At 71.3% G+C, this 12,204-nt stretch carries 12 protein-coding genes and 1 pseudogene; 6 read left to right on the forward strand and 7 right to left on the reverse strand.

Annotated features, from left to right (window positions below; translation table 11 throughout):
- From KZX17_RS00395 to KZX17_RS00405, 3 genes are read left to right on the forward strand one after another with little or no spacing between them, the layout of a single operon-like run.
- Positions 1-951: a carbohydrate ABC transporter permease gene (locus KZX17_RS00395; RefSeq protein WP_248171572.1), complete on the forward strand. Its 951-nt coding sequence runs from the start codon at positions 1-3 to the stop codon at positions 949-951.
- Positions 948-1,805, forward strand: a complete 858-nt coding sequence (locus tag KZX17_RS00400; RefSeq protein WP_248171571.1) for a carbohydrate ABC transporter permease — start codon at positions 948-950, stop codon at positions 1,803-1,805. Before KZX17_RS00395 ends, KZX17_RS00400 begins: the two co-directional genes overlap by 4 nt.
- A gap of 40 nt (positions 1,806-1,845) precedes the next feature.
- The gene (locus KZX17_RS00405; RefSeq protein ID WP_248171570.1) at positions 1,846-4,842 is read left to right on the forward strand and encodes a glycoside hydrolase family 38 C-terminal domain-containing protein; all 2,997 of its coding nucleotides are present in this window, start codon (positions 1,846-1,848) and stop codon (positions 4,840-4,842) included.
- A 2-nt stretch (positions 4,843-4,844) separates the two neighbouring features.
- On the opposite strand, the gene KZX17_RS00410 is transcribed toward KZX17_RS00405, so the two are convergent.
- Genes KZX17_RS00410 through KZX17_RS00425 form a run of 4 tightly spaced genes read right to left on the reverse strand, consistent with a single transcriptional unit; the run spans position 4,845 to position 8,044 of the window.
- Complete coding sequence (locus KZX17_RS00410; protein ID WP_248171569.1) at positions 4,845-5,924, reverse strand: DNA glycosylase AlkZ-like family protein; 1,080 nt, start codon at positions 5,922-5,924, stop codon at positions 4,845-4,847.
- Between the two features lie 47 nt (positions 5,925-5,971).
- On the reverse strand, positions 5,972-6,727 hold the full coding sequence (locus tag KZX17_RS00415) for a sulfurtransferase (protein ID WP_248171568.1): 756 nt from the start codon (positions 6,725-6,727) through the stop codon (positions 5,972-5,974).
- Positions 6,724-7,665: an aldo/keto reductase gene (locus KZX17_RS00420; RefSeq protein WP_248171567.1), complete on the reverse strand. Its 942-nt coding sequence runs from the start codon at positions 7,663-7,665 to the stop codon at positions 6,724-6,726. Before KZX17_RS00420 ends, KZX17_RS00415 begins: the two co-directional genes overlap by 4 nt.
- 16 nt (positions 7,666-7,681) lie before the next feature.
- Positions 7,682-8,044: a helix-turn-helix domain-containing protein gene (locus KZX17_RS00425; RefSeq protein ID WP_248171566.1), complete on the reverse strand. Its 363-nt coding sequence runs from the start codon at positions 8,042-8,044 to the stop codon at positions 7,682-7,684.
- Positions 8,045-8,152: 108 nt separating this feature from the next.
- Between KZX17_RS00425 and KZX17_RS00430 the strand changes: the two genes are divergently transcribed.
- On the forward strand, positions 8,153-9,025 hold the full coding sequence (locus tag KZX17_RS00430; protein WP_248171565.1) for an SDR family oxidoreductase: 873 nt from the start codon (positions 8,153-8,155) through the stop codon (positions 9,023-9,025).
- A 66-nt stretch (positions 9,026-9,091) separates the two neighbouring features.
- Positions 9,092-10,129 (forward strand): LLM class flavin-dependent oxidoreductase, encoded by a 1,038-nt coding sequence (locus KZX17_RS00435; protein WP_248171564.1) that lies wholly within the window; start codon positions 9,092-9,094, stop codon positions 10,127-10,129.
- Positions 10,130-10,311: 182 nt separating this feature from the next.
- On the opposite strand, the gene KZX17_RS00440 is transcribed toward KZX17_RS00435, so the two are convergent.
- Positions 10,312-10,602 (reverse strand): SIP domain-containing protein, encoded by a 291-nt coding sequence (locus tag KZX17_RS00440; RefSeq protein ID WP_248171563.1) that lies wholly within the window; start codon positions 10,600-10,602, stop codon positions 10,312-10,314.
- 194 nt (positions 10,603-10,796) lie between these two features.
- Positions 10,797-11,057 (reverse strand): annotated as a pseudogene (locus KZX17_RS00445) (siderophore-interacting protein); the annotation flags it as partial.
- On the opposite strand from KZX17_RS00445, the gene KZX17_RS00450 reads away from it, so the two are divergent.
- Positions 11,029-11,679: a dihydrofolate reductase family protein gene (locus KZX17_RS00450; RefSeq protein WP_248171562.1), complete on the forward strand. Its 651-nt coding sequence runs from the start codon at positions 11,029-11,031 to the stop codon at positions 11,677-11,679. The pseudogene KZX17_RS00445 and the gene KZX17_RS00450 overlap by 29 nt on opposite strands.
- Here KZX17_RS00450 and KZX17_RS00455 read toward each other — a convergent pair whose 3' ends face one another.
- Positions 11,680-12,177, reverse strand: coding sequence for a DUF427 domain-containing protein (locus KZX17_RS00455; protein WP_248171561.1), 498 nt, complete (start codon positions 12,175-12,177; stop codon positions 11,680-11,682).
- Positions 12,178-12,204 lie beyond the last annotated feature (27 nt).

Consider the following 12,204-nt stretch of genomic DNA (forward strand, 5'->3'; position numbering starts at 1 on the left):
ATGACCTCGACGATCGGACCGGCGACCGAGCTCGCCCCACCACGCCCGCGCGGACGACGTCGTCGTTCGCGCGTCGGCTCGCAGGCGACGCCGGCACGATCGCTGCCGCTCCTGCCTGCGATGGGTCTGCTGCTGCTGTTCCTCGCCGGTCCGATCGTCTGGGCCGTCGCGGGCTCCCTGACCGATCGGGCACTGAGCGGCGTCCGGGCGGCCCGGCCCGAGTTCGTCGGACTCCAGAACTACGAGCGGCTGTTCGCCGACCCCGTCCTCCCGCTCTCGGTGATGCTGACGGTCGTCTTCGTGGTGGGTTCGGCGATCATCGGACAGAACGTCCTCGGGATGCTGCTCGCGGTGCTCTTCCGCTCCGGCAGCCGAGTGGTCGCCGGCGCCGTGGGCGTCGTCGTCGTGACCGCGTGGGTGCTCCCCGAGATCGTCGCGGCCTTCGTCAGCTACGCCTTCCTCTCGGCCGACGGCACCTTGAACGCGATCCTCGCCGCCGTCGGCGTCGACGGCCCCAACTGGCTGTACACCTTCCCGCTGCTCGCGATCATCCTGGCGAACACCTGGCGGGGGACGGCGTTCTCGATGATGATCTACCGCGCCGCGCTCGATGATGTGCCGCCCGAGGTGACCGAGTCGGCGATGATCGACGGCGCCGGCGGATGGCAGCGCTTCCGCTCGATCACACTGCCGATGATCCGCTCCACGGTGTTCACGAACCTCATGCTGACCACGCTGCAGACGCTGTCGGTCTTCACACTCATCTGGGTGATGACCAAGGGTGGACCCGGGGAGCTCTCCAGCACGCTTCCGGTCCTCGCGTACGCGGAGGCGTTCTCCTTCGGCGACATCGGCTACGGCAACGCCATCGCCATCGTCATGCTGGCCCTCGGCGCGGTCTTCTCGGTCGGGTACGTCGTGTCGCTGCGACGGGCGGGGGCGGCCAGGTGAGCGCGGCGACGGCGACGCGGAGCATCGCAGCGCCCACGCGGTCGGCGACGCGGTTCTGGGCGAACCTCGTCCTCATCGTCATCGGGGCGCTGTTCGCGGCGCCGCTGCTGTGGGTGGTGCTCGCATCCGTCGACTCGGTCGCGAGCTATCAGGTCGCCTGGCCCGAAACGTTCACGCTCGACAACTTCACCGACGTCCTGACGCCCGAACTGACCCTGCTGCCGCTGCTCAACAGCATCCTGCTGTCCACCGGCACCGCTGTGGTCACGGTCCTCGTCGCGATCCTCGCCGCCTACCCGCTCTCGCGCTACCGTTCCCGCTTCAACGGCCCGTTCCTCTACTCCGTGCTGTTCGCGAGCTGCCTCCCCATCACCGCGATCATGGTGCCGGTGTACAGCCTCTTCGTGCAGCTGCGGCTGATCAACCAGCCGTGGGCGGTGGCGCTGTTCCTCGCGGCGAGTTCGCTGCCGATGGCGCTGTGGATGACGAAGAACTTCATGGACTCCGTGCCCGTCGAACTCGAGCAGGCGGCCTGGGTCGACGGGGCGAGCGCGATGCGGGCGCTGTGGACCGTGGTCGTCCCGCTCATGCGCCCCGCGCTCAGCGTCGTCTTCGTCTTCGTTTTCCTGCAGGCGTGGGGCAACTTCTTCGTTCCGTTCGTGCTCCTGCTCACGCCCGACTGGCAGCCCGCGGCCGTGTCGATCTACTCGTTCTTCGGCCAGTACGGCACCGTGGCGTACGGGCGCCTCGCCGCATACTCCCTGCTCTACTCGTTGCCCGTCCTCGGGCTCTACCTGCTCGTCACCCGCAGCCTGGGCGGCTCGTTCGCCCTGTCCGGCGCGGTGAAGGGCTGACGCCCGCACTCCCCCGACCCCCGCCAGGAGAGAAGCCCCCATGCATCGCAACGACCGTCTCGCCCTCCAGCGCATCGATCGGCTGACCGCCGACCGGCTCGCGCCGGCGACGCATCGCGAGCGGGCAGCGCTGCGCATCGAGGCCTGGGAGGTGCCGGGCGAACCGGTGCCGTTCGACGAGGCGGTCCGCCAGGCATACACCCCGGTCGAGATCGGCGCGTCCTGGGGACGTCCGTGGGGGACGGTGTGGTTCCACGTGACGGGCGCCGTGCCGGCGCACTGGCGCTCGCAGCCGGGCACCCGCCCCGAGATCGTCGTGGACCTCGGGTTCGACGGCTCGGCGCCCGGCTTCCAGGCCGAGGCGCTCGTCTTCCGCCCCGACGGTTCCATCGTCAAGGCCGTCGAGCCCCGCAACGCCGCCGTCCCCGTCGAGTCGGACGAGATCGACCTCTGGATCGAGGCGGCGGGCAACCCGAGTGTCGCCGGGACCTTCACCTTCGCCCCGACGCCGCTCGGCGACCGCGACACCGCGGGCGACGAGCCCATCTACCGACTGGCCCGCCTCGACCTCGCGCTCCTCGACGAGACGGTGTGGGAGCTGCGGCAGGACGTCTGGACCCTGCGAGGGCTCGTCGACGAACTCGACCCCGACCGCACGCGCCACGCGCGCGTCCTGGCCGCGCTCGGCCGTGCGCTCGACGCGGTCGACCCGGACGACGTCGCCGGTACGGCGAGCGCCGGGCGCGACGCGCTCCGAGCGGTCCTGTCCGCGCCGGCATCCGCGTCCTCCCATCAGGTGACGGCGGTGGGGCACGCCCACATCGACTCGGCGTGGCTGTGGCCGGTACGCGAGACGGTGCGGAAGGTCGCGCGCACCTTCTCCAACGTGCTCGATCTCATGCGCACCGAGCCCGATTTCGTGTTCGCCGCGTCGTCGGCCCAGCAGTACGCGTGGGTGAAGGAGCACTACCCCGAGCTGTACGAGCGGATGCGGCGGGCCATCGCCGAGGGCCGATTCGCCCCCGTGGGCGGCATGTGGGTGGAATCCGATACGAACATGCCGGGGTCCGAGGCCCTCGCCCGCCAGTTCATCGAGGGCAAGCGGTTCTTCCTCGAGGAGTTCGGGATCGAGCCGCTGGAGGTGTGGCTGCCGGACTCGTTCGGCTACTCCGCGGCGCTGCCGCAGATCATCACCGCCGCGGGATCACGGTGGTTCCTGACGCAGAAGATCTCGTGGAACGAGACCAATCGGATGCCGCATCACACCTTCCTCTGGGAGGGGATCGACGGCACCCGCGTCTTCACCCACTTCCCCCCGGTCGACACCTACAACGCCGAGCTGTCGGCGGCCGAGCTCGCCCGTGCGGAGCGCCAGTTCGCAGAGAAGGCGGATGCCGCATCCTCCCTCGTCCCCTTCGGGTGGGGCGACGGGGGCGGCGGACCCACGCGCGAGATGATCGCCGCAGCGCGCCGGACGGCGGACCTCGAGGGGTCGCCGAAGGTGCGTCTGGGCTCACCGTCGCAGTTCTTCGCCGACGCCGAGGCCGAATACCCCGATGCGCCGGTGTGGTCCGGGGAGCTCTACCTCGAGTACCACCGCGGCACCTACAGCGCGCAGGCGAGGACCAAACGGGGCAACCGGCGGAGCGAGCATCTGCTCCGGGCGGCCGAGCTGTGGGCGGCGACCGACACCGTCCGGACCGGCGCGGAGTACCCCGCCGAGCGCCTCCGCGAGCTGTGGCGCACGGTGCTGCTCAACCAGTTCCACGACATCCTCCCGGGCACCTCGATCGCCTGGGTGCATCACGAGGCCGAGGCCGCGTACGCCCGCGTCGAGCGTGAGCTCCGGCACATCATCGACGACGCCGTCCGCTCGCTGGCGGGGACCGGCGAGGTCCCGTTGACCGCCAACGCCGCGCCCGTCGGCATCGCCGGCGCGCCCGCCCTGGGTATCGCCGCCACGGCCGCCCCGGAGATCGTCGCTCCCGAGCGCGACGGCGACGGGTGGGTGTTCCGACACGACCGCTTCCACTGGGCGATCGACGCACGCGGACTCGTCGTGGGCGGGGTCGACCTGACCACCGGACGCGACCTGATCGATCCGTCGCACCCCGCCGGGCTCCTGCAGCTGTTCCGCGACACCCCGCGCGAGTGGGATGCCTGGAACATCGACGCCGAGGACGGCGCGATCCACACGGAGCTGGTGGAAGCCGCGCGCGTGGACGTCGACGGCGGCGACCTCGTGGTGGTGCGCGAGTTCGGCCGATCGCGGGTGGAACAGCGCTACCGGGTCGATCCCGGGTCCGGCGCTCTCGAGGTCGCGGTCGAGCTCGATTGGCACGAACGGCAGAAGATGCTGAAGCTCGCCTTCCCGCTGCGCGTGCGCGGCGAGCGCGCCGAGTCCGAGATCCAGTTCGGTCACCTCTCGCGGGGCATCCACGCGAACACGACGTGGGATGCCGCGAAGTTCGAGACCGTCGCGCACCGGTGGCTGCGGGTGGTCGAGGGAGACTACGGCGTGGCGGTCGCGAACGACTCGACGTACGGCCATGACGTGCAGCGTGCGCCCGGCGCTGACGGCGGGGCCCGCACGGTCGCGCGCGTGACGCTGGTGCGCGCTCCGCTGTTCCCCGATCCCGAGGCCGACCAGGGCTCGCACGACTTCCGTGTCTCGCTCCTGCCCGGCGCGACCGTCTCCGCCGCGGTCGCCGAGGGGTTCCGCCTCAACCTCCCAGCGGAGCAGATCCGCGGTGCCCGCGAGGTCGACGCGCTCGTGACGGTTGACGACCCCGGGGTCGTCGTCGAGGCGGTCAAGCTGGCCGACGACGGCTCGGGCGATGTGATCGTCCGACTCTACGAGGCGCTCGGCTCCGCGCGGCGGGCGACGATCGTGCCGGGGTTCGTCACGACGGGTGTGACCCAGACGGACCTGCTGGAGCGGACGATCGATCCCAGCGCGCTGCGGGAATCGGCGGACGAGGCGGTGCGGCTCGAGCTGTCGCCGTTCCAGCTGGTGACCCTGCGCATGGCGCGCTGAGGTCAGTCCAGGCCGCGGACGGGCACGCCGAGCCACTCACCGAGGTCGCGGATCTCGGCCAGGACCATCTCGCGCTCGTCGTCGTCGAACGGGACGAGTTCGTGGACCGCGCCGACGACGAGCGTCTCCTTCTTCTTGTCGAGGGCGGCGTCGAGGAGCCCGATGAACCGGTCTCCGACGAGGATCGGGTGCGCGAAGTATCCGTAGACGCGCTGGTGCTTCGGCTTGAACTGCTCGAGCACGAACGTGAAGTCGAACAGCTCCGTCAGACGCGGCCGGTCGAACAGCATCCGGTCGTACGGGTTGAGGATCGCCGCCCGCCCGCCCGGGTCGTCGGCGAGGGCTTCGACCGCCTCGGGGTCGACACGCCACCTCCACGCGCTCCCCTCGACGGTCGCCTCCTCGCCCGCCGCGCCGACGCCCGCCCACGGCGACTTCTGCCGGGCGATGCCGTACGCCTGCAGCCGTCGCCCCGCGAGGACGGCCTCGGCCTCCGCCGGGTCCATCGAGGCATCCACTCCGTCGTAGACCCGTTCGGCGAGGTCCCACACCCGCTGTCGCCCCACCCGCCCGCTCACGGCGACCTCGCCGAGGTACGACATGAGCTCGAGCATCCGGGGCACCTGATTGGAGCCGTACCAGCCGCTTTCGTTCTTCGCCTGCACGGCGCTCGTGTCGGGGATGTCCGCGGCGAGGAGCGCACCCTCCCGACCCAGCCGGGCGAGGATGTCCGCGCGGAACGCGGCATTCGCATCGAGGTATTGCCGGGTCGCCTCGCGCACCCGGCGCGTGCGCATGAGCGGCCAGAGCGCGGGCAGCAGCGACGACGGCCGGAAGTGACCGTCGTACTCGAAGAGCAGGCGGTCGTCCTCCACCGCCTTCGACAGCTGCCCGGGCTCGTACGACCACCCGATCCGCGACCAGCAGATCGAATGCTCGCTCGGGGCGATCACCGCGGTGGGATCGATCTTGATGGCGCCCAGCTGCTCCGCGAGCTCGACGACGTCCGCCGGACGGTCGGCATCGAGCAGCTGCGCCCGCACGGCGATGCGGCGAGCGTCGTCCCTCGTGAGCCGGTGCATGGCACGAGGCTAGCGGTGCCCGGCGACACCCCCTCGCGGACGTCCGGTCAGGTCGAGGGCGCGAGCGTCGGATCGACGGTGCGGCGCTCGTCGAACACGAAGCAGTCCCCGGTCCACCCGTCGTCGCCGACGTGTTCGAAGTACCCGAGGATGCCGCCCTCGAGCTGCAGCGCCGAGATGCCTTCCTCGCGCAGGTGCAGGGCCGCCTTCTCGCACCGGATGCCTCCGGTGCAGAAACTGACGACGGTCTTGTCCACCAGCTGGTCGCGGTGCGCCGTCGCCGCATCCGGGAACTCGGTGAACTTCTCGAGCCGCCAGTCCAGCGCGCCGTCGAACGTGCCGTGATCGACTTCGAACGCGTTGCGCGTGTCGAGGAGCACGACCTCGCGACCGGCGTCGTCGACACCCTGCCGCAGCCAGCGGCGCAGCGTGACGGGATCCACGGCCGGTGCGCGGCCGCTCGCAGGGCGGATCGTCGGCCTGTCCATGCGGATGATCTCGCGCTTGTGCTTGACGAGCATCTTCCGGAACGGCTGCGTGGCCGACCAGCTCTCCTTCGTGGTGAGGGCGGCGAAGCGCTCGTCCTGCTGCAGGTCGGCGACGAATCCGCGCACGCCATCGGCGTCGCCGGCGAGGAACATGTTGATCCCCTCCTCCGCGACGATGATCGTCCCGAGCAGCTCGCGCGTCAGCGCACGCTCACGCAGGATCGGGCGGAGGGCGGCAGGATCGGCGATGCGGGTGAAGAGGTACGCCGAGATGTTCAGGACGGATGCCGCCGTCCCACGCGAGTCGGCGTTCACCCGGCGACGAAGGATGCCGAGGCCGCGTCCAGCGCGGCGACCTGCTCGTCGGTGAGATCGATCGTCGCTCCCGCGATGAGCGCCTCGACCTGGTCGACCCGCGACGCGGAGGCGATCGGCACGGTGCCCTTGGCGCGCAGCCACGCGAGGGCGGCGGAGGCGACGGCGACGTCGTGGGCGGCCGCGACATCATCGAGCGCGGCGAGGACACCGAGGCCCGCCGGCGTCGCGAAGGCGGCCGCAGACCCTGCCCGCGGCGAGGACTGACCGGCGGCGTCGGCGCTGCGGTACTTGCCTGTGAGGAAGCCGCTCGCGAGCGCGGAGTACGGCACGACGGCGAGGCCCAGGTCGCGCGCGGCGGGCAGGATGTCCCGCTCGATGGACCGGTCCACCAGGTTGTACCGGGGCTGCGTGGCGATCGGCACGGCCGAGCCCTGTTCTCGCGCGATGGCGACCCACTCCCGGGTGCGCTCCACGGAGAAGTTGGACACGGCGGCGTGACGGACGACGCCGCGGGAGATCAGCTCGCCGAAGGCGGCGACGGTCTCTTCGAGCGGCGTGGCGGGGTCCTCCTCGTGGGCGTACAGCACGTCGATGGTCTGCACACCGAGGCGGGCGAGGGATGCCTCGGCCGCCGCACGCACGTTCGCCGCCGAGAGGCCGGGGAAACCGGGGTGCTTGGCGAGCTTGGTGGCGACCACGACGCCGCTCGGCCGCCGCGACCGCAGCCACTCGCCGATGATCGTCTCGCTCTCGCCGCCGGCATTGCCCGGAGCCCACGCGCTGTAGACGTCGGCCGTGTCGATGAGGTCGCCGCCGGCGGCGACGAAGGCGTCGAGGAGGGCGAAGGACGTGTTCCGGTCCGCCGTCCAGCCGAAGACGTTGCCGCCGAAGGCCAGTGGGAAGACGTCGAGGTCGGTCGCGCCGAAAGCAGTCATGCGTCCGATCCTCCCATCAGTGCGCGACGATCTCCTCGGCGTTCGCCTGGATCCAGACCATGAGCGGCATCATGCGCTCCATGAGCTCCTCGCCCATCGGGGTCAAGGAGTACTCCACGCGCGGCGGCACCTCGGGGTACGACGTGCGCGCGACGAGGCCGTCCTTCGCGAGCGTGCGCAGGGTCGAAGCCAGCATCTTCTCGCTGATGCCGTCGACACTGCGCCGCAGCTCTCCCCAGCGGCTCGTGCCGTCCGTGAGGGCGAGCAGGACGAGCACACCCCACTTGCTCATGATGTGATCGAGCACGGTTCGCGTGGGGCAGCCATCCTGGAAGACGCCCGGCGCCTCGGCACGCAGATTGCTGAAACTGACGACCATGTCGATAGCTTACCTGAAAGTGGGTACCCGAGGTTCGGAATGTTTCGTGACTTCCCGGGGGTTCTCTCCCTTCGACGCACCCCTCGCGTCCAGTGAAAGGACAGACCCATGACCATCCTCGTCACCGCCGCCGGCGGCGCCCTCGGCCACCTCATCGTCGACGCCCTCATCGCGCGCGGCGCCCTCGCCGGCGACATCGTCGCCGGGGCGCGCACCGTCTCGAAGGCCGCGGACCTCGCTGAGAAGGGCGTGCGCGTCGTGCCCCTCGACTACGGCGTGCCGGAGTCCATCGACGCCGCCCTCGAGGGCGTCGACTCCGTCGTGCTCGTCTCGGGCTCCGAGCCCGGCGTCCGCGTCGCCGGTCACCGCAACGTCATCGACGCCGCCGTCCGCGCGGGGGTCGAGCTGATCGCCTACACGAGCATCGCCCACGCCGATTCGATCGAGCTCCCGCTGGGTCCCGACCACAAGGCGACCGAGGAGGCCATCCTCGCCAGCGGCCTGCCCTTCGTCCTCCTCCGCAACAACTGGTACATCGAGAACTACCTCGGCGACCTCGCGCAGGCGGCGCACACCGGCATCCTCACCTCGTCCGTGGGCGACGCGACGGTCGCCGCAGCCGCGCGCATCGACTACGCCGAGGCCGCCGCCGTCGTGCTGCTCGAAGAGGGCCACGCCGGGCGCACCTACGAGCTCGCCGGACCCGCCGTGGGCTACGCCGACATCGCAGCCGCGATGGGCGAGGTCCTCGGCCGCGAGGTCGCCTACGTCGCCGTCTCCTCGGAGGACCTCGCCGCAGGCCTGGCCGCCGCGGGACTCGACGAGGGCACGGCGGGATTCGTCGTCGCACTGAACGAGGGCATCGCCGGGGGCGAGCTGTCGGACGCCGACGCGACCCTCGCGCAGCTCATCGGCCGCCAGACCACCTCGTGGGTCGACGCCTTCCGCGTCGCCCAGGCGAGCACGGTCGCCGCGCACTGAGCGTTCTCATACCCCGCGGCATCCATTCAGCGGAATGGATGCCGCGGGCGTAACGTTCGATCCATCATGGAACGCTTCGGAACCCTCTCCTTCGGGCACTACGGACCGCTCGGCGGCGGTCGCGAGCTGACCGCCGGCGACTCGATGCTGCAGGCGATCGACCTCGCCCAGGGCATGGACGAGCTCGGCGTCGACGGCGTCTACGTCCGCGTGCATCACTTCGCGCGCCAGCAGGCCGCCCCGATGCCGCTGCTGGCGGCGATGGCGGCGCGCACCTCGCGCATCGAGGTCGGCACGGGCGTGATCGACATGCGCTACGAGAACCCGCTCGCCCTCGCAGAAGAGGCCGCTGCGGTCGACCTCATCAGCGGCGGCAGACTCGCCCTCGGCGTCAGCCGCGGGTCACCCGAGAGCGTCGTCCGCGGCTACGAGGCGTTCGGCTACACCGGCTCGAAGGACCCGCGCGGCGCCGATCTCGCCCGCGAGCACTTCGACCTCTTCCTCCGCGCCATCGACGGCGAGGGCCTGGCCGAGCGCGACCCGAACAGCCCGTTCGGCGGCGGGCACGGCCTGCAGCGCATCGAGCCGCACTCTGCCGGCCTGCGCTCGCGCGTCTGGTGGGGCGCCGGCAACCGCGACTCGGCGGAGTGGGCGGGACGGATGGGCGTCAACCTGATGTCCTCCACGCTCCTCACCTCCGCCGACGGCCGACCGTTCGACATCCTCCAGGCCGAGCAGATCGACGCGTTCCGCACCTCGTGGCGCGAGGCCGGTCACGCCGGGACGCCCCGGGTCTCGGTCAGCCGCAGCATCTTCCCCATCACGACGGCCGAGGACGCCATGTACTTCGGCGGGCGCTCGGACGGCGACCAGATCGGCGTCATCGACGGCATGCGCTCCACGTTCGGCAAGACCTATGCCGGCACACCCGATGAGCTCGTCGAGCAGCTGCAGCACGATGCGGCCGTGCGGGAGGCCGACACCCTGATGCTGACGATCCCGAGCCAGCTGGGCGTCGCATTCAACCTCCGCCTCGTCGAGTCGTTCGCGACGCACGTCGCGCCCGCGCTCGGGTGGCGCTCCCCCGCGGCGACGCATGCGTGAGCACTGCGGCGACGCCCGCCTGAGTACTGCGGCGACGCCCGCCTGAGCCCTGCGGCGACGCCCGCCTGAGCCCTGCGGCGACGCCCGCCTGAGTACGGCGAGGTCCCATTCCGGCCGGGTATCGGCGCCCCGTTCCCGGCCGGAGTGGGACCTCGGCGCTCGCGGACAGGCGAGCCGCACGGTCAGCCGACGAGCGGGCCGCCCTCGCGCCAGTAGCCGAGGAAGGCGACGCGGTCCTTCGGGATGCCGTGGGCACCGACCAGCAGACGGCGCAGCCTCGTGACGGTCGCCGTCTCGCCCGCGAGCCAGACGTAGACCTCCTCCGGCGGCGCGTCCCGGGCGGCGCGGGCCCACGAGCGCACCGCCTCGTCGAGCGTCCCCGGCTCCTCGCGCTCCACCTGCCGCACCCGGTGCGGCGGCGCGACGGCGCCCGACAGGAGGTCGTCCGCGGGGTGCGCGGCATCCAGCAGCACTCGGCGACCGCGCCAGCGGGGAGCGACGCGACGATGTTGCGGGCCGCCGGGTAGGCCGTCTCGTCGGCGACGAGCAGGACGCGACGCGCGGATCCGGGATGCCAGTGGATGCCGTATCCGGTCCACCCCATGCGCCGGTCGGGCCCGGTGACCACGACGCGGTCGCCGGGACGAGCGGACGCCGCCCAGGCCGAGGCCGGTCCCGCTGGCGTGTGGAGGTACACGTCGACGTCGATCTCACCGGCCTCCGGTCTCACGGCCGCCGGCGTGTAGGTGCGCAGGACGTTCCCGACGGGCACCTCCGCCGGCGCGATGACGATCCGCCCGACCAACCCAACCACACCCACCCTCCCCGCCACGGTTGACCAGGATCCGGGCGGGCGACAGACTCGACACCACCCGCCGTCCCGCCTCCTGGAGCGCTGCATGACACGCATCCGCGTCGACCTCAACATCTCCCTCGACGGGTTCGCCACGACCACCGACCAGACCTCCGAGAACCCGTTCGGAGACGACTGGGGCCGACTCGTCGCCGACTACACCGCGACGCGCACGTTCCGCTCTCGCGTGCTGCACGACACCTCCGGCGAGGGCACCACGGGTGTCGACGACCGATACGCCACGCGCTACTTCGATCGACTGGGCGCCGAGATCATGGGCGCCGGCATGTTCGGCCTGCACCTGCACGGCGACGATCCGGACTGGCAGGGATGGTGGGGCGACGAGCCGCCGTTCGGCTTCCCCGTGTTCGTGCTGACGCACGCACCGCGTCCGTCCATCGAGATGACGAACGGCACGGTGTTCCACTTCCTGAACGCGACGCCCCGCGATGCGCTGGAGCGCGCCGTCGCCGCCGCAGGTGGAGCCGACGTGCGGATCGGCGGAGGCGGGGAGACCGTCCGCTCGTTCCTCCGCGAGGGGCTCGTCGACGACCTGCACGTGGCGATCGTGCCCATCCTCCTGGGCCGCGGCATCCGACTCTGGGACGACCTGCGGGGACTCGAACAGGGCTACCGGGTCACGTCGGAAGCCGCCGACAGCGGTGTCGTGCACATGACGTTCACGCGGGAGGCGTGATCACCACCCCATCGACCCCGGTGCACCCTTGAAGGGCCCGACGACGTCGGAGGTGATCCAGCCGCCGTAGAACCGTCCAGGCTGCGGGACCACGGTCTCATCCCCCACGGTGCACCGATCCATCTGCTGCGCGTAGACCGCGACCGTGTCGACGAGCGCCTCGTACCCGGGGCTCGGGTCGGGGTAGTTCCAGGCCGCACCGGCTCGGGCCTGGCCGCCGCCGTGGACGTCGAGGTATCGGGCCTGCCCCTTGTACTCGCAGAACGAGCTCCCCTCGGCGGGGGTCAGCGCACCCGGCACGAAGTCGGCGATCGGCAGGTAGTAGACGGGAGGATGACTCGTCTCGAGCACCCGCAGGGCGCGATCGGTCGTCACGATCCGTTCGCCGCCGAGCGTGATGGTCACGGTCCTTCGAACGGACTCGACCCGGGGCGGGCGCGGGTAGTCCCAGACGCTCTCCTGACCGGGACGGATGGGATCGGGGGTGGGATGCCGCATGCCCCCAGATTATGGGCGGAATCCCAC

Source organism: Microbacterium sp. EYE_78 (genome assembly GCF_023149035.1).
GTDB lineage: Bacteria > Actinomycetota > Actinomycetes > Actinomycetales > Microbacteriaceae > Microbacterium.